Source organism: Leptotrichia shahii (assembly GCF_008327825.1).
Lineage (GTDB): Bacteria > Fusobacteriota > Fusobacteriia > Fusobacteriales > Leptotrichiaceae > Leptotrichia > Leptotrichia shahii.
The window spans coordinates 58,866-83,150 of record NZ_AP019827.1 but is presented as its reverse complement, the minus strand read 5'-3'; the positions used below and the strand labels follow the sequence as shown (position 1 = coordinate 83,150).

The following is a 24,285-nucleotide window of genomic DNA, read 5'->3' as shown; positions in this document are numbered from 1 at the left end:
TTGATAAAAGCACTTGAAACCCTATTATTATTCATTTTTACAAATTCTACTTTCTCAATTTCTCCTCAATAAATTTTCTCAATACAGGAATATGACTCAATTCTGGAATTCTACTTGCATAAATCAATGTTACATTCCTTTTTTTTAACTCTTTCAATACTGTATCTTCAAATTCTTTAAAATTAGTATTTTTATCCAATTCTGCCCTATATTTTTCTGAAAAACTTTTAAAATCAATAATTTCTTTATGATAACTTTCCCTTAATTCTTTTGATGGCGTAATAGCTTTTGCCCAATAATCAATCTTTACATCTTCTTTCTTTAATCCTCTAGGCCACAATCTATCAACTAACACTCTAAAACCATCCATCTCTTCAACTTTTTCATAAACTCTTTTCCATTTAATTTTAAATTGCATTTTTACTCCTTTTTGACACTTTTAAGAAATTTTTTAAATATATCATAACATATTTACTATACAAAGTATTAATTATTAAATTTTTCTTTTTGTTTGACAGTGTTGTCTATTATTATCATCTTGATTAGTAAATTTTAGAAATAAGAAACATATAAATAGAAATCATATTTTATTTATTTAGTAACAAAAATTTTAGCCTCTTTCAGCCAATATTTCCTTTAAAACCCTTATAATCCTATCATTACTTCTCCTATCCTTAATCGCCATCCTAAAAAATCTTTCATCCAGAAACTTAAAATTAGAAGCATCTCTAATCAAAATCCCCCTTTCCAGCATTTTTCCCTTCAATTTTTTCACAGTCATACCTTTTGAAGCCTGTTCATCCTTTATTTTTACACAAATAAAGTTTACTTCTGTCTTATAAGCCTTTATCCCCAAAATTTCATTTAGTTTTTCATACATATATTTTTTTTCTTTCGTTATCCATTTCAATGTTTTTTCAATATATTCAACATCATCAAGCACCGTTATTCCAGCCATTTCAGCGATATTGTTCACGCTCCACGGCTCTTTTTTTTCAGCGATTTTCTTTTCTAAATTTTTGTCAAAATAAATTCCATATCCCAATCGTAGTCCTGGAATAGCAAAAAACTTTGTAAATGCACGAGTTACAAACAAATTTTTTTTATTTTCTTCACTATTTACGATACTTTCCTTTAGTCCATCCTCTAAAAATTCAATAAATGCCTCATCAATAAACAACTTCGTATCATATTTATTGCATTCTCTCAGAATTTCCTCTGTTTCAGCCATTTTCAAAAATTTTCCAGTTGGATTATTTGGATTGCAAATTATTAATAAATCGTATTTTTTTTTAAGTTCCTTTTTTAATTTTCTAATATTAAGCAAAAACTCATCTTTTTCTTCCAGTTCAAAATATTCAATTTCAATTTTCCTAATTTCAGAACCATCCCAAGCCTTAACCGCTCTTTCATATTCTCCAAAAGTAGGCGACACAATTAATACTTTTTCTGGCTTTAACACTTTCATAAACAAAAATATTGATTCTGTTGCCCCATTTCCAACAGTAATATTTGAAATATCAACGTTATTTAACTTTGCTAATTTCTCACGCAATTCCACATAGTCAGGATCAGGATACCTTTCAAGAATCCCAATATTTTCTGTAATCTTACGTCTTAGGCTCTCAGGCACTCCGTAAGGATTTATATTTGAGCTGTAATCCAGTATTTCTGTTATATTTTTTTCCCTGAATATTCTATAAATGTTTCCACCATGAAAATCCATTTTTCCCTCCATTTTGACAAACAAGAACTTTTATTTAATTCCCATTATTTCATAAACCTTATCAATATCTACATTTTCCCTCAAAATCTGTGCCAATTTATTGTATTCTCGATTCTTGTATTCCTTAAAGCTAAAATCTTCATTCACTTTGTCAAGCCCCTTCAACTTTCTCACTTTGTTCAGAAAATGATTTGTAAATTCAGAATTGTCAAATATTCCATGAATATAGGTTCCGACAACATTGCCTTTTACAGCACCTTTTAGCTTTTCATCGTCAAAGATACATTTTATCTCGGTTTTTTCCTCATTTACAGGATAGCTGTAGCCTTGATGTATTTCATATCCTTTTATTTCAATGCCTTCCATTCCATTCAGTATTCCATCTGCATTTTTTATTTTATTTCCATACTGTGTTGTTGTTTTTGCCGTTTCCATAACTGTTTCTATGTCAAGTAAATCTAAGCCTGAGATTTCCTTTAGATTAGATTCAATATTTTTTGGATCCATTATTTTTTGACCCATTATTTGAAAACCACCGCAAATTCCAAATACTATCGTTCCTCTTTTTGCAAGCCTTATAATTTCCCTGCTTATATTTTTATCAATTAAATCCTTCATATCTTCCACAGTATTTTTTGAACCGGGAATAATAATAATGTCCTCATCTCCAAGTTCAGAACTTTTTGTAACATATTTCAAGGAAACATCGTTATAATGGCTAAGTGCATCAACATCAGTAAAATTCGATATATGTTTTAGTTTAATAACTGAAATCCGAATTTTCCCTTCTTTTTTCACATTATACTTGTCAATTCCCAGGCTGTCCTCTTCCTCGATTCCCAGTGGTACAAACGGCACGACTCCCAGAACAGGCACATTTGTCAGTTCTTCAATCATCTCAATTCCAGGAGTCAAAAGGCTTTTGTCCCCTCTAAATTTGTTTATAATTACACCTTTTATACGTTTTTTCTCACTTTCTTCAAGCAGCATAATTGTACCATAAATTGCCGCAAAAACACCCCCTCTGTCAATATCGGCAACCAAGATAGCAGGCGAATCAGCCATTTCCGCCATCCCTGTATTTACAATGTCATCTTCCTTCAAGTTAATTTCCGCAGGGCTTCCTGCCCCTTCCAGCACGCAAATATCAAAATTATCCCTTATGTGATTGTACGCCGCCATTATATCCTTTTTTAAATTATGCTTATAGGCGAAATATTCCCTTGCATCCATGTTTTTATAAACTTTCCCATTCACAATAACCTGTGACTTTCTGTCTGTCGTAGGCTTTAATAATATCGGATTCATAAATGCCTGAGGCTCGATATTAGCGGCTTCAGCCTGTACCACCTGAGCTCTCCCCATCTCTTTTCCATCCTTTGTAATAAATGAGTTCAAAGCCATATTCTGCGACTTAAACGGAACTACACTGTGCCCATCCTGATAAAATATTCTGCAAAGCCCTGCTGCAATTATACTTTTCCCTACATTTGATCCTGTTCCAAGCAGCATTATATTTTTATGATTTCTTCCCATAAATCCTACTCCTATTTTTAATTTATATAAAAAATTTCCAATTTATTTATAAACAAACTATCTGTTTCTACTAAAATAAGTATAGCAGATAAAAATGCCATAAACAAATTGGATTTATAAAAATAATTACTATTTTCTTTTAAATTTTATACTGCCTAGAATTTTCTTAACTTTGTCGCTATAAAATGCTCCAATTATAAATAAAATATGTGATATTGTACAAAATATATATTTCTTCCCATTTGTCAAATAAGACATTATCGAACTATTTTTGTTTTCAAAAAGAGCTTTAAACACAAAATAAACCAATATTACAATCATTATCCAAGTTAATGCCTTTTTATTCATTTTTTTCAAAAATCCTTTGCACAAATATCCTAAAAAGTACATAATTCCCAATACTATTATCAAGCAAGTCACTGAAAACACAATTACAAAAATCTTCAAAATATGTTCTGGAGCTACCAAAAAAAGTGCTGTAGAAAATAATGCAGAAACAAACCAAAATAAATATGCTAATGCTGGATATATCCCCGCCTGAATAAAAAAATAAATTATTGCAAATAAAATTAATCCTAAAGGATTATTTGGTTTCGTCATAAGTTTATCTGTATTTTTTTTCATTTTTCTTCTCCTTCTTTTATTTATTTTTTCTTTTAAATTTTATATGATTTAATATTTTTTTGACTCTGTCGCTAAAAAATACTCCGATTGTATAAAAAATATGTGATGCTGTACAGAAAATATGTACTTCCCGTGCTGTTGGTGCAAACATTGCTGTACTCTCATCTGTTTCTGTAAAAATTTTATACACAAAATAAATTAAAATTGCTATCATTGCACCACCTAATACAGTTTTATTCATTTTTTTCAAAAATTTACTGCACAAATATCCCAAGTAAAATACAAGTATAAGCACAATTATCAAAGCAATTCCTGAAATTACAATACCAATAATATTAATAACTATTTCTGGAAGATTTAAAATTTCTAGAGAATTAATAATTGCTCCTGCTAACGACATTGCACAAATTAACCAGAATAAAAGTGCAAATATTGGATATATCGTTTTTTGAAAGAAAAAGTAGATTACTATAAATAAAACTAATACTAAAAATTCTTTTGGTTTTGACATAAATTTATTTTCATTTATTTTCATCCTTTTTTCTCCTTATTTTTTATTTTTTAGCTTTGTAAAAGTCTAAAGAATTACAATAAATACAGTAGATATATTCAGCAACGCAATTCTTTTTATCTTTATAAGAGCCAAGACTCTTTACTTCAGAAAAGCTATTTCTACAAACTTGAAATTACTCATATTTTATCATATACAATTGATTTTTTCTATATAAAAATTTTCTCAAAATATATATTTGGCAATTTCATTACTTTTACAAGATATCAGGGGCACTTACTAAACAGAATTGGAACAACACCATTGTTTTTTAATAAAAAATAGTATAGTAAACAAAAAAATATGCTTACTGGCAAGCAATATGTTCGCCCTGCTAAAATAAGCATATTTTCTATATTATCCTAAACTCTGTTTAAAAAACAGAATTTATATTTTTTATAATCTGCTAACAAGGGGGGACTTGTCTCCTTACATAACAGAATTTATGACAACTCTATTATTTTAATGGGAAAGAGTATTTAGATTTTTTGACAACCTATTTCTAATTTTGATTTTCAATTTGAGTTGGATTCCCTTCAGGTCTTCTAGGTCTTCTCTTTCCAATTTTATCTAAAATATCCACTAACTCTTCTCTTTCACTTGATGTTAATTTCTCTGATTTTAATTTTTTCTTCAACTCTTCAATTCTTTTTTCTCTTTTTTCAAATTCTGCTTTCATTTTTGTCTCATCTGGTCTCATCGTATTACCGTTTTCATCTTTTGGCGGCTCTTTATCAAATTGTCCTTCAGGTCCTTTCATCTCGCCTTTTGGCGGTTTGCAGCCTTTTCCATGTTTTCCTTTTCTGCTTAAAATTTCAATTATTTCTTCTGCCTCTTTTGATGTCAAGTTTCCTGATTTTAATTTATTTTTCAATTCTTCAATTCTTTTTTCCCTTTTCTCAAATTCAGCTTTCATTTTTGTCTCATCTGGTTTCATTGGATTTCCATTTGCATCTTTTGGCGGTTCTGGACATTGCTCATTTTGCACTGGCATCTGATTTTTATTTCCTTTCAATGTTGTAGTTCCTGCAAATACTGATAATGATGCTAATAAAGCCATTCCCATAATTCCTTTTTTACTAATTTTTCTCATAATTATTTCCTCCATATCTTTTTGATACTTTTTTTGTACCTATTTTTGTATTTTTTTTCGTGTTCCTCTTGAACAAACACATAGTACCATTTAATTTTGACAAAATTATGTTTTAAATATGAAGTTTTTGTGTTTTTTTATATTTTTTCTATTTTTTTAAAATCAGAAAAATAATTTCCAAATTATATTTGTATTTGTAAGCATATTCACTCCTTAATTCATATATACTCGAACCCGTTTAAAATAGAACTGCTAAAAATTATATAAATCTAGGATTTGAGTAAAATAGTCATAGCTTTTGAGTCCTGTTTTAAGGCGATTTTACTATATTTATAACTCTTTTATTTTCCAGAAATACTTTTCAAATAATTCTCATAAATTTTTTTCGTAAAATTTTATTGTGTATGAAGTTAAACCTGTTTTTTTTGAAAAATTCCTTTATTTGTATTGTTCTATTTTTTCTCCTTCAATATCAGCTTACAATAGTCATTTGTAAAAATTTAAAAATCTAAATAAATGCATCATTTATACAATTTCATTTTTCTTGTTTTCTTAGCTTCTGATAAGAGGTCTTAACCCCTTGTAGTTATAAATACTGCTGTTATTCAATCTTTGTTACTTTTACAATTGCATATACTAATTTATAAAACTATTACACAACAAAAAAAAGCTACTGCAAAATACAATAGCCTAAAGTTATCATTTTATTTCAAATTATCTTTAAAGAAACTTTCAATTTTATCAAATGGAATTACATGATTTTTTCCACCATCATATAAATCAGTATGAGATGCACCTTTTACGATATATAATTCTTTATTTTTATTTCCTAATGCTTTGTAGGCATCTTCTGAGAAGTATCTTGAGTGAGCATTTTCTCCGTGTACGATTAAAGTAGGTGTTCTCATTTCAGAAGCATATTGTAAAATTGGCATATTAATCAATGGAAGCATTCCAGTTGTTGTCCAGGAACCATTTGGATTTGAATTTACTGCTCTCTTATGGAAACCTCTTTTTGTTGTGTAGTAATTAGAATATTCTGCAATAAATTTTGGAGTTTCTGCTGTAATTTGTTCTTTTCTTAAATTATTGGCTGGATTTAGATCAGCATAATTATTTTCAACAGCTGTCCATCTAGCTTCATTTAATTGTTTTTTCAAGTTATATCTAGCTTCTACATCTACAGTATCATTATATCCTTTTGCAGAAACTCTTGTCATGTTATACATAGTGGAAGTTGCCACTGCTTTAATACGAGTATCTGAAATTCCTGCATTTAAGGCAAATCCTCCCCATCCACAAATTCCTAAAATTCCAATCTTATCTCTGTCAATAAATGATTGTGTTCCTAAAAAATCAACTGCCGCACTAAAGTCTTCAGTATTAATTTCAGGTGATGGAACATTTCTTGGCTGTCCTCCACTTTCTCCAGTATATGAACCATCAAATGCTAATGTTACAAATCCTCTTTCTGCCAATGTCTGAGCATACAGTCCTGATGATTGCTCTTTAACTGCTCCAAATGGACCTGAAATTGCTATTGCGGATATTTTTTTATTTCCAATATTTTTTGGAACATACAAATCCCCAACCAGAGTTATTCCATAACGATTTTTAAACATAACTTTCGTATGCTCAACTTTATTACTTTCCAGAAAAATTTTATCCCATTTTTGTTCTAATTTTATACTCGAATCTTTCACTTGTTTAATTGCAGGTATTGCCATAATATTTCCTCCTATACTTATTATTCCTAATATTGCAGTTACTAATAACCTTTTTCTTAATATTATTATCACATTCCTTTGTTTTGATGTTTTATTTCTTTTGTTTTTCACAAGTGAATTGTATATCATTTTTTTAACTATTTCAAATACTTCTAATTTATACATAACTATAATTTCTAGTTATAATTAGAAATATATATTTTCAAATTTTCTAAAAATTTTTTTGAAACATTTGATAAAGTTTGATTTTTTTTCCAAATAATGCTCATCTCTGTTTCAAGCTCCGGTTTTAATGGAATGAATTTCAAATTGCTTTCACTCGTATTTATTATTCCATCAAAGCATAGAACACTTCCAATATTCTGCTTTGCCATTAATGATGCATTATAAAGTAAGTTATAAGTACCTACAACCTTAAAATTTTCTATACTTTTTCCTATCCAGCCAGCTAAAAAATTATCTATATTTGTTTGATTTGAAACAATTAAAGGAATGTTTTCTAAATCTTTGGACAAAATATAATCTTTTTTTGCAAGAAAATTATCCTTTCTCACAAGCAATCCCCATTTATCACACCAAGGCAAACTCAAATGCTCATATTTACTTTTATCCACAAACCCAAATGTAATTGCAAAATCTAAAATTCCATTATCCAGTTTTAAAAGCATTTCGTCTGCATTTCCACTAGTAACATTTGTTTTTATATTTGGATAATCAATCATCATATCATTAATAATCTTAAAAATATGTCCCATTTGAGCACTTTCTCCTGCACCAATATTTATCTCTCCTCCAATAATATCTTCTTGTGTCAAGTTGGCAACTGTCGTATCAACTAATGCTAAAATTTCTTTCGCTTTTGTTAAAAAATAAACACCATCTTCTGTTAAAGTAATATTCCGATTCCCTCTTTTAAAAAGTGTAACACCCAATTCTTCTTCCAGATTTTTTAATTGTTTTGAAAGTGCTGGCTGTGAAACATAAAGAATTTTAGCCGCATTAGAAATATTTCTTTCTGTTGCCACAACTAAAAAATATTTTAAAACTCTTAATTCCATTTTTGTCTCCTTTTTTACTATAACTAAAACTAATATATAAACATTAGTTATAAATATTAGATATTTTTATTGTTTTATATTATACTAAATATGTAAAATAAAAACAACTTAAAGAAAAAATTTTGGAGGAAAAAATGGAAACTTTATTAGAAAAAATTAAAAAAGTAAATGAAATTTTGAAAGATGATGAACTTTTTAAAGAAATTCATATCGCCAAAGGGGAAAATGAGAAATTGATTGCTGAAATGAATAATGGATATAAAACAAATGAAGAAAAATTAAAGTATCTTGAAAAAATAACTGGTAAATCAATTAATAAATCTGTTACAGTTTCTTTACCATTTCAAACTGACTTTGGAAAACATATTTCTTTTGGAAAAAATATTTTTGTGAATAAAGAAGCAATATTTGTTGATTTAGGAGGAATTACAATTGAAGATGATGTGCTTATTGGACCTAAAGTTTCACTGCTCACTGTAAATCATATTTTAGAACCAAGCAAAAGAAGAGGACTTGCGACTGGAGAAATTATTATAAAGAAAAATGCTTGGATTGGAGCTGGATCTACAGTTTTAGCGGGAGTAACTATTGGAGAAAATTCAGTCGTTGCAGCAAATTCAACTGTTACAAAAAACGTGCCTAATAATGTGATTGTAGCTGGGACACCTGCAAAAATTATTAAAAAACTTTAATTTTGGAAAAAGTTTCAAAAAACTCTTGACTTATACTATACTCTAACTGCTATCCTTTATTTATCAAATTTATGGAGGTAATAACTATGAAAACCAAATATACTGTTATAACAGGAGCAAGTTCGGGAATAGGTAGAGCCGTGGCTCTAAAATTCGCAGAAAGAAATAAAAATCTTATTCTGATTGCACGGAGAAAGAATTTACTAGAAGATCTAAAAAGCGAAATTTTGAAGAAAAATCCTAATTTGGAGATTATTGTAATAGATTTTGACTTAACTGATGTCGGTAAAATCCCTGAACTATATTCAAAATTAAACAATTATCACATTGAAACTTTGATAAACAATGCAGGTTTTGGGATGTATGGCGATATAAAAGAGCAGCCTTTAAATAAAATTTCAGATATGCTTCATCTCAATGTAGAAGCATTAACTTTGCTATCTTCTTTATACGTCCAAGATTACCACAACGAAAAAGGCTCTCAATTAATCAATATCTCCTCAGCAGGAGGCTACACAATCGTTCCAAACGCAATTGTCTACTGTGCCACAAAATTCTACGTAAACGCCTTCACAGAAGGACTTGCACTAGAATTAAAGCAAAACAACGCACAATTAAAAGCAAAAGTCCTAGCACCCGCCGCAACCAAAACTAACTTTGGAAATGTCGCAACTGGTAAGACTAATTTTGATTATGATAAATCTTATCCAAACTATCATACATCCGAAGAAATGGCAGATTTTCTCATTCAACTTTACGAAAGCGACAAAACTGTCGGTTACATCAGCCGTGAAATTTTTGAATTTGACTTGTCCGATGGATTTTTTCAAAATGCATTTAGTTCTAAAAATAATGTGAAATTTTAAATATTAGTTTTTATTATTGATTTTCCTAAAAAAATATTATAAAATATATGCAAAATTTATTATTTAGGAGTGATTTTATGAAAAAAATTATATTTGCGTTGTTTTTACTGACTTTTAGTTTAAATTTTTCTAATTCTGATATTAATATATTATCTTCCAAAGTCTGGAACTGTTCCAGTCTAGATAGTACGCTTAGAGGACTTATCTATGTCAAATTCTTAACTAAAGAAAATGAACCTTATATTGCTTTTAGCCAAATAGATTCTCGTGCAGCTTTAAAAACAGGAAAAGTTATCCTTGAACTTTCAGAATTAAATTTTGAAGTAAAAGAAGATGAAAACGCCATCTATTTTACAAATTTGAATGAAAAAACCAAAATTTTTTCTAATTACAAGTTAGCATATTCATTTGACAAGAAAAATAGACCTAAAATGTCTATAAACCGTATTTCAGATAACAAAAAAATTTGTAACCTTTCAATAAATTAAATTATCACAAATACAAAAATAATCAATAATTTTTAAGCAACGATTTCTTAGTGATTTTCGTTGCTTAATTTTTTTCCGACGGTTTTTATATATCTGATATTTCTAGTTGCCCCTATTTTTTGTAACATATCATTTTTCACCAAATATCTTAACAAATCTCTCGCACAGCTTTCTTTTACATTCAAAAGTTTTTCTAATTTCAATCGTGTAAGTTCATTATTAGTTTCAAAAAACTCCATTATTTTTTGAATTTGCACTTCTAAAATCTTTCTTTTTTTGATTTCAGTTTTAATTGTGGATTCCCTATTATTTAAATTTTTTATAAAATCATAATTTAAGTTTTTCATTACCACTCTAAATCCATTAAAATCTGAAAAAAATTCAACTAATTTTGTTTTCTGTATAATCATAGATTTGTAATATAATTCTATATACTTTTATTTTTTATGTATTCCTCAACATAAAAGTTACCAAATTCTTCCATTGTATCGAGGACAGGAATCAATTTTTTTCCTTTCTCTGTCAAAAAATATTCAACTCTAGGAGGAACTTCAGGATAAACTTTTCTTCCCACGATACCGTCTTCTTCAAGTTCCCTTAACTGTTTAGTAAGTGAACCTTGAGAAATATTCGATAAAAACTTTTTGATTTCACTATATCTTCTGGCTTCATTTTTTAAAAACCAGATAATTGTTATTTTCCATTTTCCTGCAAAAATTTTTTGAGTATAATTTATTCCACATATTCTATTATTCTTTTCAATATTCTTTATTTTGTATTTTTTTAAATCTTTCATTAGAAAACCTCCTCATATCACAAAAGTACATTTTTTAATACTATGTCATTTTTTATTGCCTACTTCAATATTTAGTGTAAATGTATTATAATATTTTAAAACAAAAAAATCAATAAAAATTGAGAGGAGAATAATAATGAAAAAAAATAGAATAACAGAAATTTTAGGAATCAAATATCCGATAATACAAGGACCAATGGCATGGCTAACAGATGCAAAACTAGTAGCAGCCGTTAGTAATGCCGGTGGACTAGGAATTTTAGGACCTAGTGCAAGTCAAACAACAATGACGCCTTCTCCACAGGAAACAATGGAAAGAATGAGGGAAGAAATTAGAAAAACAAGAGAATTAACTGACAAACCTTTTGGTGTTGTAATAATAGTAGATGTAGATATGAAATTTACAAATCCTCTTTTAGATATGATAATTGAAGAAAAAGTTCCAGTTGCACTTGTAAACGGAGTCGCAGGAATGGATTTTGAAAGTACATTTAAAAGATTAAAAAATGCTGGGATTAAAATAGTCTTTAGAGGGGAACCAACTGTTGAAAATGCTAGAACTATAGAAAAATTAGGAGCAGATGTATTTGTTGCAACAGGATTTGATGAAGGAGGAATGCTTCCAGGAGGGCAGATAGGAACTTTTTCAATAGTACCTTTAATAGTAGATTCTGTAAAAAATATTCCTGTTATGGCTGCTGGAGGAATTTCTGATATACGTGGTGTCAGAGCTGCATTTGCACTTGGAGCTGAAGGAGTATTTCTTGGAACAAGATTTTTAGCTACAGAAGAAGCAAGAACAGCACATAACGTAAAAGAATTAATGCTAAAGACAACTGCTGAAGATTTACATATTTTTAGAACATTGCCTCACTTTTACAGATCTATTCCTACAAAACTATCGGCAGAATTAGTTGAAATGGATAAAAACGGTGCTACAAGAGAAGAACTGTTCTTAAAACAGGGTGGAGGAAAAAATATGAAACTCGGAATGCTTGATGGGGATGAAAATGGATACATTTCGGTCGGTTTAGGAGTAAGTTTTATTAAGGAAATTAAATCTGTTAAAGAAGTTGTAAACGAATTAATGGCTGATTTTATTGATTAATTAGAGAGGTGTCTCATAAGTTAGAAATAATCCCAAAAACATATATATTATATATTCTTATTATATATTCTTAGAAATTAAAGATGTTTGTTTTTATTAATTTTATAAAAATAATCATATATAAAATTTATGATTTTGTATTTTTATTCTCCTTATGAGACATCCTTTTTTATTTCATTTTTCTAATATACCCATTCCCATAAAACGCAATTCCCAACTGCCCCACCATCACAATCCAAATCAGCGGCTCGCAAATCATTACTCCAAAATAGCCTAATTTTGGTACGACAAAAATTACGAAGATTATTTTCCCAAAAAATTCTATTACGCTGGAAACAAGAGGGATTAATTTTTCTCCGAGAGCCTGTAAAGCGTATCGCAAGTTAAAGAGGATTCCTAGTATTGTGAAAAATGGGGAGGCGATTTTTAGGTAGGTTGAGCCATTGTGGAGAACGATTTCAGATTCGGAGCCTGACATCAGGTGAATCATATTTTTGGAAAATAAATATACAAAAATTGTGATTCCGATTGCAAAAATTATATCCATCATATTAGCATAAAATACGCCTTTTCGGATTCTATCTACTTTGTTTGCACCTTTATTTTGGGAAACGAAAGTGGCAAGTGCGAGTGCTATTGTAGTTAGCGGAATGTTGCAAAATCCCATAAGTTTTCTTGCCGAAGTATGCCCGGCGATAATCAAGTACCCAAACCCATTTATCGCATACTGTAAAATCAGCGTTCCCATAAGTACAATTGCAATCATAAATCCCATAGAAAGTCCTTGTCCAAGCAGTTCCTTGTACAATTTTTTATCAAATCTGAAATGTTTTTTTCTAGGGATTAAAATCGGCTCTTTTACGTAAATGTATATAATACTCAAGATAACCGAAATTGCCTGTGCAATAACTGTTGCAATCGCAGCTCCGCCAATTCCCATTTTAAGGGAAGTTATAAAATAAATATCAAGAAAAATATTTAAAATTGAGGCAATTACCAAAAATACAAGCGACATAAAGCTGTTTCCGATTGCACGCAAAAGTCCTGACGACAAGTTGTAGGAAAAAGTTACACCAATAAACATTGTTATTATGTTTATATATTCAAATGCTTCTTTTATAATATTTTCAGGTGTATGCAAGATTTTTAGCATTGGCATAAGAATAAACCGTGATAAAATCATTACTCCCACAGTAATCCAGATTCCAATAACAATTGAGCCAGCCACCGATTTTTTCAAAAGATTTCTATTATTCGCCCCATAATTTCTAGCCGTAACCATACTAAGCCCATTTCCAATTCCTAACGCAAATCCAAAAATCAGCTCAAAAATAGCCGCCGAAGCCCCAATAGCCGCAAGCGAGTTATCTCCCAAAGTATGCCCCACAATAGCAATATCCGCCATATTGTAAAGCTGCTGAAAAATATTCGACACAAGTATGGGTATCGAAAAAATCAGAAGTGACTTCAAAATATTATCATTTATCAAATCAACCGAAAAATTAAATTTTTTCATTTTTTGTCCTTTCTTTTTGCCTTTCAAATCATAAATTTGTTATTTTTATTTTAAAAATAGTTTTTTGTAAAAAATATAATTTTTCTATTTTTCCAAAAACTCTTTTATATCCGAAAAAATTGGTATTTCCAATTCAACTTCCTTTTTGCTTGCAGGATGTGTAAATTTTACCTTGTAAGCATGCAAAAATTGTCTATTTATTCCAAGTTCTTTGTTTAAGCCATTTCCATAAAGTTCGTCTCCTACGATTGTGTGTCCGATGGATTTTAGGTGAACTCGAATTTGATGTGTTCTCCCTGTAAACAGTTCACATTCTACTAATGTTACATTTTTTTCAGGGTAAGTTTTCAATACTTTTACAGCTGTTTTTGCGTATTGACCCCGCTCATCAATTATTCTTTCCAAATTATCCCTATCTCGAAAAATTCGCCTTTCAATAATTATTTTATTTATTCCATTTTTTTCCAAAATTTCATTATTAAAATCATTTTTATTTTTCAAATTTAAATTATCTTTTGCATTTTTACTGTTAAAACCTGTATTTTCTCCAATTTTACTATCTTTGTTTTCAAGAATTAAATTGTTTTCTATTTTCTCCATTTCATCGTATTTTTTCATCTCTCCAAAATTAACTTTTTCAATTTCAGATTTTAAATTTTCCTTTTCTAAATCCTGAATCTTATGTTTTTCCCCATCTTTTGCAAGTTCTTCATTGATTCTAGCAATTTCGTTACCATCGATAATTCCATTCACAATCGCCAGATATTTTTTCTCAAAAATCGAAAAATTTTGTAAAAATGCCTGTGCAAAACTGTTTTTGGCAATAATAATCAGCCCAGATGTATTCATATCGAGCCTATTGTAAAATCGTGGAACTCTCACTTCCCCATATTTTTCCAAAAAATGATTTACAATTCCGTTTGCAAGTGTAAAATCAGCTTTTTTCTGTGTCGGATGTGTCAGCAAAAATGGCTCTTTATTCACAACCAAAATATCTTCATCTTCAAAAATAATATCAAGTGGCAGTTTAATCGGCTTAATGTCCGTCCCCTTTTTCTTCTCTACAACTCTCAAATTCCCATGTGACGGTAATTTTTTGGTCAATCTTACCTGCTTTCCATTCAAAAAAACTTCCACATTTCTCAAACTTCGCCCTGAATAATTCTGCACTTCCCGCAAATACTGCGAGATTTTCATCCTCTGATGTTCCTTTTCAATTCTAAATTTTTTCATTATCTATACACATCCTTTTTACAAATTTATTTTTTTATAAGCTTTTAGTTTTAAAAATAAGTTGCTAAACAAATCTATTATTATACCATCTTCCCATTTAAATAATAAAGATTAGAAAATTAACGGAATTAAAACCTTTTTTACAAAATTGTACTATTTATAATCTATGTACTTATAGAATATCCTTTAATTAAAGTTAGTCATTAAGTATCCATCTTAAAGACTTTTGTAATTTTATTTATAAATATTATGATTAATAAATGCTTTTTCTTATTTCATTTATATGTTTTTTTAACGTAAGGGCATCAGATGCCATGCCCTTACAACCCCGCTTTACGCAAAACTTTCTTATAAAGAAAAAATAAAACTCGCTTCGTAAAAACTACGCTCAGACAGTTATTTTTCCTTTAACGAAATTTTGCTTATTTAATATTTTCCAAATGTAAAACCTAAAATTTAAATATAATAATTTTTATAATTTAATATAGAATGTCGTGATTTTTTTGGAATGAAAACGACTGTTTGAGCGTCAGCGAGTTTCGTTTTTATTTCAAAAAAATGCTTAGACAAGCCAGGGTTGCAAGGGAAATGGCGATTGATTTCCCTTGCTTATATAAAAAGAAAAAACATGAAATTATGAAAAAATATTTATTAATAACAAGCAGTTTTTCATAACTCTAAATAAAATCCCTTATATAGATACTTAAAAATTAGATTTAATTTTTTAAATGAGGGTGTTAGTATAAAAGATTTTTATTATTATTTTTCAAAATAATTATCAGCTTCCCACTTTCAAATTCCACATTTGCCTCATCTCCACAGATTACATTACTCACAAGTCTGGAACTTTCCCTTTTCACATCAATTTTATCTGTTTCAAATTTAAAGCCCTTCAAGGTTAATTTTTCAACTTTTTTACTAATTGGAATGATTGAAAATTCATATTTCTTTTTATTTTTTAGGATAAAAGACTTTTCTGCATAAAAAATTTCTTCATTTTCCTGCAAAAAAACAAGATTTTTGTACTTTTCCATTATGAATAAATTGCTCAAAGTCATATCTAGCCTTTTTCCAAGCCCACCAACAACAAATATTTTTTTCATATAATTATTATCTTTTTCAATTTTAATGATTTCTTTCAAAATCAATTCAAAATCTGTAAAATCCTTGTCTTTTGGGAATTTTTTTATCAAAATGTTTTTACTTTTATAATATTCCAAAACTTTTTTCTCAATCGAATCCAGATCTCCAACAATCACTTCTGGAATTTTACCATATTTAAACGCAAAATTTGCCCCTCCATCCGCACAAAAGCAAACTGCATTTTCCGAAACCAATTTATCCATAAATTCTTGTGAATATTTATATTCACCATTTAAAAAAATTACAAACTTTTTTCTCATATTTTTCCTCCATCTTAAAACACAACTATTCTATATTATACTTGTTTATTTAATTATTTACAAGATAATTATTTTTTTATATCTATTTATGACTAGTATAATTAAATATTTTTTTTTGAAAAAAGGATGATAAAATTACCATCCAAACGTTATTTATTTTAAATTTTTAAATATTTTTGAATTGACTAAATAATCTCAGCATAGCTTTTTCATTTCTCCACACCTATCTTAAATCATTGGCTCCAAAATTCTGCAATGTTGTGTTATGAAAAAAAAATGAATAAGGTTTTTATATTATACAATTCTAATCAAATTCAAAAAAAAAAAAAAAGATTAACTATTTATAATATAAGAGCTAATAAAAAAATTATTATAAAGAGGTGTTTTTTATGAAAAAAATTATTCTAGCAAGTTTCTTTTTATTAAGTATTTTGAGTTTTTCAAGATATATTGAAAGATGTAAAGTTCTTGACATTCGCAGATGTAAAAGTTTAAGCTCTGGTAAAATATTCCATTTTGGACCTGCACCTCCTTTTATGGGAAATGGATTATTTAGAGGAACTAAGGGAATTGTTAAAATAACTTTTAATGGTAATGGATATAAAAATTTAGAATATATTGATCGGGATTATGTTGAATAATAAAAAATTAAATTCTAAAAAATACCATATATAAAAAGAAGCCCTGTTCAATAATAAACAGAGTTCCTTTTTTACTATCAACTTTTCATATCATAAAAATTCTCCAAAATCAGCAAAAGCTCTTCCCCGTAATCTCTAACTTTCCGTTTCCCCATTCCTCTTATTTGCGAAAGTTCTTCAACATTTGTAGGGTTTACCTTTATTATGTCGACTAAAAGCTGATTTGAAGCGACGATGTAAGGTGGATAGCCTAGTATTTGTGCTTCTCCAGCTCTCCATTCCTTCAAAATCTTATACAGCTCAGCTTCCTCTTCTGAAAGATATTCCTCGTGATTTCTATTACTGTCTTTGGTTTCTTTCCCATTTGGTGAAAAGTTATTCTTATCAATCTTCTCTGCCTTTTCATATTCAACAAAAGCCGTCCAGTAATATTTCCCCTCAATTTTCACTAGCTCAGCCTGATACTTCACAATCTGAACATTTCCCAGCACCCTTTCCAACTTTCCCTGCTCAAATTCTTCCATCCTTTCATTAAATGGCAAAGTTACAATTTTTAACACCCAATTTCCCCCTTTTTTATATTCTTACTGTCTTAAAACCGCTCCATAATCTTTCTCAACTTTAGCCACGATTTTATTTGAAATATCAACTATTTCCTTTTCTTCAAGTGTTTTGTTTTTATCTCTCAAGATTACACTAATTGCCACACTCTTCATTCCTGGCAACACTCCTGAACCTTGATAAATGTCAAATAATTCCACTTTTTCGATTTTTTTATCAACTTTTTGAATAGTTTTTAAAACGTCTCCAACTAAAATATCTTCTCTCATAACGAACGCAAAATCTCTTGGCACTGCTGGATATTTCACGATTCCTTGATATTTAATTTTTTTACCAATATATTTCTGAATCAAGTCAATGTTAAATTCTCCAACTAAAACTGATGTTTTTCCTAAATCAAAGTTTTCCAATACGTCTGGATGAATTTCCCCAAAACTTCCAATCAATTCACGACCAACAAATACGTCAACTGAACGACCTGGATGGAATTGACTTTGCTCTGAACGTTTTATCACATAATTATTGAATTTTAATTGTGTGAAAATTTCTTCCACAATCCCTTTTAAATCATAAAAATCATAAGGAATAGGTTTTGGATTCCATAATGTCTTGTCGTTTTCTCCAGCCAGAATTATTCCCAATTTTACTTCTTCCTTAGCCAGTTCTTCTACTTTCACAAAAGTTCTACTAACTTCAAAAAATCTAATATTTGTAGCATTTCTATTCATATTTTCTTTAGCGTTTTTTAATAAGCTATAAAGCAATGTTGGACGTAATGTTACAAAATCTTCTGTAATTGGTCTTAATAAATCAATTAAATTTTCTCTTTCAACGCTTGTATATTTAATTTTTTCCATCGCATCTTTTGGTACAAAACTGTAATTGATAACTTCTTTAAGCCCAGCATTTGCCGCAATCAGTTTCACTTGTGTAGAAAGTTTTGTTGTATCAATAACTGGTTTTTCACTGATATCCAATTTTGGCAAAATATTTTCAATGTTATCAAAACCGTACATTCTAATAACCTCTTCAAAGTAATCTTGCTCATTTTCCAAGTCATCACGGTAAGTAGGTGCTGTCAATGTCAATGTTTCTCCATTATCCACAACCTCGATTTCAAGTCTAGTCAATATTCCAATAACTGTTTCACGTGGAATATTTTTCCCAACAAAACGGTTCAATCTCTCAAAGTTTAATGCAGCTGTTTTTTTCTTATATGGAACTGGATAATTGTCAACTGCTCCTTCTAAAATTTCTCCACCCGCTACTTCTTGAATGATGTTCGCAAGTCTATTTATCACATTAATCGCATTTTCCTCATCCACTCTTCTTTCAAATCTGTATGAAGAATCACTTGATAAAGTCAATCTTCTTGAAGTTTTTCTGACATTTTGTGAATTGAAGTTTGCCACTTCTAGCAAAATATTTTTCGTATTTTCAGTAATTTGAGAATTTTCTCCACCCATTACTCCACCAAGTGCAACTGCTTTTACACCATCAGATATCACGATATCATCGCTATTCAATTCTCTTTCTTGCTCATCAAGCGTAACCAATTTTTCATTTTCATGTCCCGCTCTAACAACAATTTTTCCACCTTCAATTTTATCCAAATCAAAAGTATGATTCGGTTGATTCAATTCCATCATTATGAAATTTGAAGCGTCTACAATATTGTTAATACTTCTAATTCCAATAGATTCCACTCTTTCTTTCAACCATTTTGGACTTTCCTTAACTGTAACATTTTTAATAATTCTAGCCACATATCTTTTTGCCAAATTGCTGTCTTCTATTTCAACCGAAATGTTATCAGCTGTCTTTTCAGAACTTTCCGAATTTATCGCAAAACTTGGATATTTAACCTCTTTATTATAATAAGCTCCCAGCTCTCTTGCAATCCCAATGTGCGACAAGCAATCAGGACGATTTGGAGTGATTTCCAATTCAAAAACTGTATCATTGATTCCCAAATACTCTTTCATAGGCACTCCAACTGGTGTATCTTCAGGTAAAATCATAATTCCAGAAGAATCTTTCCCAATATTTAATTCTTCTTCAGAACACAACATTCCGTTCGATTCTACACCTCTAATTTTACCTTTTTTAATAACAAAATCTGGAGCTAATTTTGCCCCAACCTGTGCCATCACAACTTTGTCCCCAGCTTTATGATTAGGTGCCCCACACACGATTTCCAAAATTTCTTTTCCATTATCAACTTTACAAATCGTCAAATGGTCAGAATCAGGGTGCATCTCTTTTTCAATAATTTGTGCCGTTACGACATTTTCTAAATTTCCCCCTAAAACTTCAATTTTTTCTACTTCCTGACCAATCATAGTCAAGGCATTTTCCATTTCATTTATTCCTATTCCATCTAAATCTATATACTGCTTTAACCAGTTTAACGAAATTAGCATTTTTTCTCTCCTTATTTTTCTTTTTTTTATTTCAAATATATTATACAATCTATCTTATTAATAAATGGTAATCCAAGTTTTTTGATTAGTAATTATTTTTTCTTTTTTTATTTATCATAAGTTTTTCTAAGCAGGGAGATCAAACGCCATCTCCCTGCACCCACGCTTTACGCAAAACTTTCTTATAAAAGAAAACTCGATTTTTAATAAAGATTATTTCATTTCTTTAAGTAATTACAATTTAAATTACATTCAAAAATCTCAAACAGTTCTTTTTCTTTTAACGAAATTTTGCTTGATTTTTGTTTTAATCAAACAATCATTGTAATTAAATTAAAATGTCGTGATTTTTTTGGAATAAAATTGATTGTCTGAGCTTTTTCAAGATTTTTAAATTACTAAAATTTAGAGAGTTTATAATAACTTTTATTAAAAAGCGAGTTTCAATTTTATTTCAAAAAAATGCTTAGACAAGCTGGGATTAGTGCGTAGCACTTTCGCCAAAATATTCAGATGTTATAATTTGAAGAAATTGAAATAATTAATATTGCGAAATAAAAAGGGATAGCGACTGTTCCCCTTTGCTTTATAAAAAAGAAAAAACATAAAATTATAGAAAAAATATTTATTAATAGTTATTTATTTATAAAATTTAAAAATATTTTTTTTGCTACTTTTATAAATAATTCAGGTTTTTCTATATACTTCATATTTTTTGAAAAAACAATTTCTCCCGTTTTCTTCTCAATTTGTATATTTTTATTGTTCTTATTTTCTAAAACCGTAATTTTTCCAATTTCCTTCCAAAAATAATTTTCTAAAAGTTTTCCATTTTGATTTTCCACTCTAATTTCATCTTTATTTAAAAAAATATATTTATGTATCTTGACTTTTTCCAAGTTTTTATCCATATTTAAACTAAAAATTTTGTCTTTCATTAAATTATTTTCTTCAATAATTCCGAATTTAAAGTCAAAATCATTCTTATTTTTTAAATCTTTGCTCAATTTATCTTTAAAAACAAATTCAACATAATTTTTTACAAACAAGCTTGAAGTCATCTTGTTTAATTTCAGATTTATTGTAATTTTTTCCAAATTATTATTTATTAAATTTTCTTTATTTTCCACTTCACTAACAAGAAATCCAACATTATCAGAACCATTTTCCAAATTTAAATAGAAATAATTTTTTACATCTTTAAAAAATATTTGTTTCTTTTTCAAGATACTTTCAAAGCCATTTTCATAAAAAATATATTTTCCAACCGAACTTTCTTCCATTTTTAGCCATAAAAACTGAATTGGTGCAAGTGATATAATAAATATTCCAATCCAGAATAAAAACTCAAAATAATTTTTCCCCCAGTTCACAAGCGACGAAATTACAACGAAAAATCCCAAAATAATACAAATTGCCATAATAAATGTGGTTTTTATAATCAAAACTTGTGAAATTCCAGCTTTTCCAACTGTTTTTCCTAATATTTTTTCCTTCATTTTCAAAAATTATCTCTCTTTATCTTTTCTAAATTTTTCCATTCTTACAATTCCTTCATTATCTGCTTTGTTCACTCCATTTTTGCAACTATATCCCATTTTCTTATAAAACGGGACACCTGTAATAGATGCAGGTACTTCGATTCTTTTGGCTCTTAAAAAATATTCATCTTTTTCCAATGTTTCAATAATTTTTCGTCCTATTCCCTTTCCCTGATATTCAGGCAAGATAAAAATAGTAAATAAAGAACTTTCATCAATTTTATCCCAATATGGTGCAATTGCACCACATCCAATAATATTGCCTTTTTCTTGCGCAACATAAAAATGTGTCCACGAGGCTCTTTTAAGAACATTTTCAGGCTGGAAATTATTTACGTGATTTTCTATTGAATCAGCAGAATAATCTTTTATATTTGTTTTCCGCAATGTATCAATAATCAATTCAGATACTTTTTTAGCATCCTTTTCTTCAAATCTACGTATTTTCATATTTTTCTCCGCTTTTTAAATTTATTTATAAATCTCTTTCCTATGCCCGATATCAAAAATATAAATTGTTATTTTTTCATCAATGATTGTAGCTAAGATTCTGTAATTTCCAACTCTATATCGCCATTTTCCCTTATGTTTGCCTTGTAGTGCTTTTCCCTGACTACCTGGATTTTCAAGTTTTTCAATTATTTCCTTGATATAAGTTTTTATTTGCTTTTGGGATTTTTTATCCAATTTTAATATACTCTTTAATGCTCTTTTATCATATTCTACAATATAAGCCATTATACACCTACTAAATCCCAAAATTCATCACTAGAATAAAATTCTCCATCATTTTCCTCAATTGCTTTATCCAAATCTTCAGAATCTTTCAAATCTTCCAGATATTCCTGCAACAAAGCAGATAATACTTCATTTTCATTTTTTCCAATTTTTTTGACTTCTTTTTTAAATTTATTTATTAAATTTGAATTAACATCAACCTTATATATCATTTTTTCTCCCCCAATACTAATTAAAATTGATTCAAAAACCTCTCATCATTTTCAAAAAATGCTCTCAAATCATCAATTCCATATTTAAGCATTGTAATTCTTTCAAGCCCTAGCCCAAATGCAAAACCTTGATATTTTTTCGGATCAATTCCAACACCTTCCAGAACTTTCGGATTTACCATTCCGCTTCCCAAAATTTCAAGCCACCCAGTCCCTTTACAAACTCTACATCCAGCTCCTTTACAAACTCCACATTCTACATCCATTTCGGCCGATGGCTCTGTAAATGGGAAAAAGTGTGGACGAAATCTTACTTTTCTGTCTTCTCCAAATATTTTTTTCACGATATTTTCCAAGATCGCTTTAAAATTTGCAAAAGAAACGTCTTCTCCAACCATAAGTCCTTCCATTTGGTGAAACATTGGCGTATGTGACACATCATAGTCTGGACGGTAAACTTTTCCAATTGAAATCATTCTAAATGGCGGCTTTCTGTCTTCCATGTATCTAATTTGCATTCCAGAAGTTTGGGTTCTCAACACAACTTCGTTTTCTTTGATATAGAATGTATCTGTAATTTCCCTCGATGGATGCGTTTTGGGAATATTCAATGCATCAAAATTATATTTTACATACTCAACTTCAGGTCCGTCAACAATGTCAAATCCCATAGAAGAAACTATATCTTTTATTTCCATAACTGTTTTAGTAAGCGGATGAAGCGATCCTATGTTAGCTTTTCTTCCAGGTAAAGTCACATCTATTGTTTCATTTTTTAATCTTTTTTGTTTAGCAATTTCCTTAAGTCCAGCTGTTGTTTCATCAAATTTTGCCAATAGCACATTTTTTATTTCATTTGTCGTTTTTCCAAACTCAGCTCTTTTTTCAGCGGCAATATTTCCCATTTCCTTCATTATCGCTGTAAATTCTCCTTTTTTACCTAAAATTTTTACTCTCAATTCATTCAGTTCCTCAAGAGTTCCAACTTTATCAAGTTTTTCTAACACTTCTTCTCTCAAGTGTGCCAATCTGTCTAACATTTTTCCTCCTATTTATTTCACTATTTCAATATTTTTCCCATAAAAATTTATGTTTTAATTATATCATACTTTAAATATATAAAAAAGTTTAAATTTTTTATTTCATTTCTAAAAAAGAAAAAAAAGGGGCTGTCTCATAAGATAAATAAAATTCACAAATCATAAATTTTATATATTTTACTATATTTATAAAATCAATAAAAATAATATCTGTTGATTTTTAAAATATATAATACTTATGTTAGCAAAAATTATTTTTGAATTATGAGACACCCTCTTAAATATTTAAATTATAGTTTATATTTTCAATATAATTACAAAATTACTTTTTATATTTTTCAACAAATTTTTGAAGTTCTGCTATTTCTTTCTTCGCTTTATCTGACAAGACTTTTACATCGTTAATCATCTGTTTAGAACGAGCTGCTATAAAATCTAAATATTCTGTATTTTTAGTCTTTAAGTACATGTCTTTAGCGTAATACATATCACGAAAATCATTCTTAGCCTGTTTTATCAGCAACTTTTGTCCAGCCATAACAATTAGCGCCGCTGCTAAAGCTATTATTGTTCCATAACCTTTTGTAAATGGATATAAAATCATTCCCAAAATCATAAGCCCTGTAACTAAAATAGAACTATTTTTAATATACCCTTCCTTTGGCGGAACCTTCACAAATTTTTCTACTTTTGAAATCATTTTTTTAAACATA

General features: G+C 29.0%; 26 protein-coding genes. 5 read left to right on the top strand and 21 right to left on the bottom strand.

All coding sequences use genetic code 11. From position 1 onward, the window contains the following. Positions 1-46: 46 nt before the first annotated feature. The 8 genes from F1564_RS00380 to F1564_RS00345 all read right to left on the bottom strand — a co-directional run bounded on the left by F1564_RS00380 (position 47) and on the right by F1564_RS00345 (position 8,314). Entirely contained in the window at positions 47-418 is a 372-nt protein-coding gene (locus F1564_RS00380) for a DUF488 domain-containing protein (RefSeq protein ID WP_018450698.1), read from the bottom strand. Between the two features lie 192 nt (positions 419-610). After that, positions 611-1,726 carry a pyridoxal phosphate-dependent aminotransferase gene (locus F1564_RS00375; protein ID WP_018450697.1) on the bottom strand — a complete coding sequence of 372 codons (1,116 nt, stop codon included), beginning with the start codon at positions 1,724-1,726 and terminating at the stop codon, positions 611-613. 30 nt (positions 1,727-1,756) lie between these two features. Beyond that, entirely contained in the window at positions 1,757-3,262 is a 1,506-nt protein-coding gene (locus F1564_RS00370) for a cobyric acid synthase (RefSeq protein WP_018450696.1), read from the bottom strand. Positions 3,263-3,391: 129 nt separating this feature from the next. Continuing rightward, complete coding sequence (locus F1564_RS00365; RefSeq protein ID WP_018450695.1) at positions 3,392-3,886, bottom strand: hypothetical protein; 495 nt, start codon at positions 3,884-3,886, stop codon at positions 3,392-3,394. A gap of 16 nt (positions 3,887-3,902) precedes the next feature. Next, entirely contained in the window at positions 3,903-4,421 is a 519-nt protein-coding gene (locus F1564_RS00360; protein WP_018450694.1) for a hypothetical protein, read from the bottom strand. Positions 4,422-4,938: 517 nt separating this feature from the next. After that, a complete protein-coding gene (locus F1564_RS00355; protein WP_018450693.1) occupies positions 4,939-5,529 on the bottom strand; it encodes a hypothetical protein in 591 nt (196 codons plus the stop codon). 704 nt (positions 5,530-6,233) lie between these two features. Further along, complete coding sequence (locus tag F1564_RS00350; protein ID WP_197737469.1) at positions 6,234-7,256, bottom strand: alpha/beta hydrolase; 1,023 nt, start codon at positions 7,254-7,256, stop codon at positions 6,234-6,236. A gap of 176 nt (positions 7,257-7,432) precedes the next feature. Then, on the bottom strand, positions 7,433-8,314 hold the full coding sequence (locus F1564_RS00345; protein ID WP_018450691.1) for a LysR family transcriptional regulator: 882 nt from the start codon (positions 8,312-8,314) through the stop codon (positions 7,433-7,435). Between the two features lie 134 nt (positions 8,315-8,448). Here F1564_RS00345 and F1564_RS00340 point away from each other — a divergent pair, with 134 nt between their 5' ends. The 3 genes from F1564_RS00340 (at position 8,449) to F1564_RS00330 (ending at position 10,360) form a co-directional block, all read left to right on the top strand. Then, entirely contained in the window at positions 8,449-9,006 is a 558-nt protein-coding gene (locus F1564_RS00340) for a DapH/DapD/GlmU-related protein (protein WP_018450690.1), read from the top strand. An 86-nt stretch (positions 9,007-9,092) separates the two neighbouring features. After that, positions 9,093-9,872 (top strand): SDR family NAD(P)-dependent oxidoreductase, encoded by a 780-nt coding sequence (locus F1564_RS00335; RefSeq protein WP_018450689.1) that lies wholly within the window; start codon positions 9,093-9,095, stop codon positions 9,870-9,872. A 77-nt stretch (positions 9,873-9,949) separates the two neighbouring features. Continuing rightward, on the top strand, positions 9,950-10,360 hold the full coding sequence (locus F1564_RS00330; RefSeq protein ID WP_018450688.1) for a hypothetical protein: 411 nt from the start codon (positions 9,950-9,952) through the stop codon (positions 10,358-10,360). A 47-nt stretch (positions 10,361-10,407) separates the two neighbouring features. Here the strand turns inward: F1564_RS00330 and F1564_RS00325 are convergent, their stop codons facing one another. Further along, positions 10,408-10,770, bottom strand: coding sequence for a hypothetical protein (locus F1564_RS00325; RefSeq protein WP_018450687.1), 363 nt, complete (start codon positions 10,768-10,770; stop codon positions 10,408-10,410). Positions 10,771-10,787: 17 nt separating this feature from the next. Continuing rightward, positions 10,788-11,156, bottom strand: a complete 369-nt coding sequence (locus tag F1564_RS00320) for a winged helix-turn-helix transcriptional regulator (RefSeq protein WP_018450686.1) — start codon at positions 11,154-11,156, stop codon at positions 10,788-10,790. A 112-nt stretch (positions 11,157-11,268) separates the two neighbouring features. Between F1564_RS00320 and F1564_RS00315 the strand changes: the two genes are divergently transcribed. Further along, positions 11,269-12,264 carry an NAD(P)H-dependent flavin oxidoreductase gene (locus tag F1564_RS00315; RefSeq protein WP_026231253.1) on the top strand — a complete coding sequence of 332 codons (996 nt, stop codon included), beginning with the start codon at positions 11,269-11,271 and terminating at the stop codon, positions 12,262-12,264. A gap of 169 nt (positions 12,265-12,433) precedes the next feature. On the opposite strand, the gene F1564_RS00310 is transcribed toward F1564_RS00315, so the two are convergent. The 3 genes from F1564_RS00310 to F1564_RS00300 form a co-directional block, all read right to left on the bottom strand. Next, the gene (locus F1564_RS00310) at positions 12,434-13,780 is read right to left on the bottom strand and encodes an MATE family efflux transporter (protein ID WP_018450684.1); all 1,347 of its coding nucleotides are present in this window, start codon (positions 13,778-13,780) and stop codon (positions 12,434-12,436) included. Between the two features lie 84 nt (positions 13,781-13,864). Continuing rightward, the gene (locus tag F1564_RS00305; protein ID WP_018450683.1) at positions 13,865-15,013 is read right to left on the bottom strand and encodes an RluA family pseudouridine synthase; all 1,149 of its coding nucleotides are present in this window, start codon (positions 15,011-15,013) and stop codon (positions 13,865-13,867) included. A gap of 737 nt (positions 15,014-15,750) precedes the next feature. After that, a complete protein-coding gene (locus F1564_RS00300; RefSeq protein WP_018450682.1) occupies positions 15,751-16,416 on the bottom strand; it encodes a thiamine diphosphokinase in 666 nt (221 codons plus the stop codon). 389 nt (positions 16,417-16,805) lie between these two features. Here F1564_RS00300 and F1564_RS00295 point away from each other — a divergent pair, with 389 nt between their 5' ends. Beyond that, positions 16,806-17,057 carry a hypothetical protein gene (locus F1564_RS00295; RefSeq protein ID WP_018450681.1) on the top strand — a complete coding sequence of 84 codons (252 nt, stop codon included), beginning with the start codon at positions 16,806-16,808 and terminating at the stop codon, positions 17,055-17,057. A 77-nt stretch (positions 17,058-17,134) separates the two neighbouring features. Here the strand turns inward: F1564_RS00295 and F1564_RS00290 are convergent, their stop codons facing one another. From F1564_RS00290 to F1564_RS00255, 8 genes are all read right to left on the bottom strand, one after another. Further along, positions 17,135-17,617: an HRDC domain-containing protein gene (locus tag F1564_RS00290; protein ID WP_018450680.1), complete on the bottom strand. Its 483-nt coding sequence runs from the start codon at positions 17,615-17,617 to the stop codon at positions 17,135-17,137. Between the two features lie 24 nt (positions 17,618-17,641). After that, entirely contained in the window at positions 17,642-20,041 is a 2,400-nt protein-coding gene (gene pheT / locus F1564_RS00285) for a phenylalanine--tRNA ligase subunit beta (RefSeq protein WP_018450679.1), read from the bottom strand. A 635-nt stretch (positions 20,042-20,676) separates the two neighbouring features. Next, positions 20,677-21,540: a hypothetical protein gene (locus F1564_RS00280; RefSeq protein WP_040505635.1), complete on the bottom strand. Its 864-nt coding sequence runs from the start codon at positions 21,538-21,540 to the stop codon at positions 20,677-20,679. A gap of 9 nt (positions 21,541-21,549) precedes the next feature. Next, on the bottom strand, positions 21,550-22,032 hold the full coding sequence (locus tag F1564_RS00275) for a GNAT family N-acetyltransferase (RefSeq protein ID WP_018450677.1): 483 nt from the start codon (positions 22,030-22,032) through the stop codon (positions 21,550-21,552). 21 nt (positions 22,033-22,053) lie between these two features. After that, entirely contained in the window at positions 22,054-22,320 is a 267-nt protein-coding gene (locus F1564_RS00270) for a type II toxin-antitoxin system RelE family toxin (RefSeq protein WP_018450676.1), read from the bottom strand. Then, complete coding sequence (locus tag F1564_RS00265) at positions 22,320-22,532, bottom strand: hypothetical protein (RefSeq protein ID WP_018450675.1); 213 nt, start codon at positions 22,530-22,532, stop codon at positions 22,320-22,322. The genes F1564_RS00270 and F1564_RS00265 overlap by 1 nt, the downstream gene beginning before the upstream one ends. A 20-nt stretch (positions 22,533-22,552) precedes the next feature. Then, on the bottom strand, positions 22,553-23,572 hold the full coding sequence (gene pheS / locus F1564_RS00260; RefSeq protein WP_018450674.1) for a phenylalanine--tRNA ligase subunit alpha: 1,020 nt from the start codon (positions 23,570-23,572) through the stop codon (positions 22,553-22,555). 322 nt (positions 23,573-23,894) lie between these two features. Beyond that, positions 23,895-24,284, bottom strand: a complete 390-nt coding sequence (locus tag F1564_RS00255; protein ID WP_018450673.1) for a hypothetical protein — start codon at positions 24,282-24,284, stop codon at positions 23,895-23,897. Position 24,285: the final 1 nt, after the last annotated feature.

What these genes read in the sequence shown, in the direction of transcription:
- F1564_RS00380 (WP_018450698.1), bottom strand. Translation starts at nt 418, where the DNA reads ATGCAATTTAAAATTAAATGGAAAAGAGTTTATGAAAAAGTTGAAGAG.
- F1564_RS00375 (WP_018450697.1), bottom strand. Translation starts at nt 1,726, where the DNA reads ATGGATTTTCATGGTGGAAACATTTATAGAATATTCAGGGAAAAAAAT.
- F1564_RS00370 (WP_018450696.1), bottom strand. Translation starts at nt 3,262, where the DNA reads ATGGGAAGAAATCATAAAAATATAATGCTGCTTGGAACAGGATCAAAT.
- F1564_RS00365 (WP_018450695.1), bottom strand. Translation starts at nt 3,886, where the DNA reads ATGAAAAAAAATACAGATAAACTTATGACGAAACCAAATAATCCTTTA.
- F1564_RS00360 (WP_018450694.1), bottom strand. Translation starts at nt 4,421, where the DNA reads ATGAAAATAAATGAAAATAAATTTATGTCAAAACCAAAAGAATTTTTA.
- F1564_RS00355 (WP_018450693.1), bottom strand. Translation starts at nt 5,529, where the DNA reads ATGAGAAAAATTAGTAAAAAAGGAATTATGGGAATGGCTTTATTAGCA.
- F1564_RS00350 (WP_197737469.1), bottom strand. Translation starts at nt 7,256, where the DNA reads ATGGCAATACCTGCAATTAAACAAGTGAAAGATTCGAGTATAAAATTA.
- F1564_RS00345 (WP_018450691.1), bottom strand. Translation starts at nt 8,314, where the DNA reads ATGGAATTAAGAGTTTTAAAATATTTTTTAGTTGTGGCAACAGAAAGA.
- F1564_RS00340 (WP_018450690.1), top strand. Translation starts at nt 8,449, where the DNA reads ATGGAAACTTTATTAGAAAAAATTAAAAAAGTAAATGAAATTTTGAAA.
- F1564_RS00335 (WP_018450689.1), top strand. Translation starts at nt 9,093, where the DNA reads ATGAAAACCAAATATACTGTTATAACAGGAGCAAGTTCGGGAATAGGT.
- F1564_RS00330 (WP_018450688.1), top strand. Translation starts at nt 9,950, where the DNA reads ATGAAAAAAATTATATTTGCGTTGTTTTTACTGACTTTTAGTTTAAAT.
- F1564_RS00325 (WP_018450687.1), bottom strand. Translation starts at nt 10,770, where the DNA reads ATGATTATACAGAAAACAAAATTAGTTGAATTTTTTTCAGATTTTAAT.
- F1564_RS00320 (WP_018450686.1), bottom strand. Translation starts at nt 11,156, where the DNA reads ATGAAAGATTTAAAAAAATACAAAATAAAGAATATTGAAAAGAATAAT.
- F1564_RS00310 (WP_018450684.1), bottom strand. Translation starts at nt 13,780, where the DNA reads ATGAAAAAATTTAATTTTTCGGTTGATTTGATAAATGATAATATTTTG.
- F1564_RS00305 (WP_018450683.1), bottom strand. Translation starts at nt 15,013, where the DNA reads ATGAAAAAATTTAGAATTGAAAAGGAACATCAGAGGATGAAAATCTCG.
- F1564_RS00300 (WP_018450682.1), bottom strand. Translation starts at nt 16,416, where the DNA reads ATGAGAAAAAAGTTTGTAATTTTTTTAAATGGTGAATATAAATATTCA.
- F1564_RS00295 (WP_018450681.1), top strand. Translation starts at nt 16,806, where the DNA reads ATGAAAAAAATTATTCTAGCAAGTTTCTTTTTATTAAGTATTTTGAGT.
- pheT (WP_018450679.1), bottom strand. Translation starts at nt 20,041, where the DNA reads ATGCTAATTTCGTTAAACTGGTTAAAGCAGTATATAGATTTAGATGGA.
- F1564_RS00280 (WP_040505635.1), bottom strand. Translation starts at nt 21,540, where the DNA reads ATGAAGGAAAAAATATTAGGAAAAACAGTTGGAAAAGCTGGAATTTCA.
- F1564_RS00275 (WP_018450677.1), bottom strand. Translation starts at nt 22,032, where the DNA reads ATGAAAATACGTAGATTTGAAGAAAAGGATGCTAAAAAAGTATCTGAA.
- F1564_RS00270 (WP_018450676.1), bottom strand. Translation starts at nt 22,320, where the DNA reads ATGGCTTATATTGTAGAATATGATAAAAGAGCATTAAAGAGTATATTA.
- F1564_RS00265 (WP_018450675.1), bottom strand. Translation starts at nt 22,532, where the DNA reads ATGATATATAAGGTTGATGTTAATTCAAATTTAATAAATAAATTTAAA.
- pheS (WP_018450674.1), bottom strand. Translation starts at nt 23,572, where the DNA reads ATGTTAGACAGATTGGCACACTTGAGAGAAGAAGTGTTAGAAAAACTT.
- F1564_RS00255 (WP_018450673.1), bottom strand. Translation starts at nt 24,284, where the DNA reads ATGTTTAAAAAAATGATTTCAAAAGTAGAAAAATTTGTGAAGGTTCCG.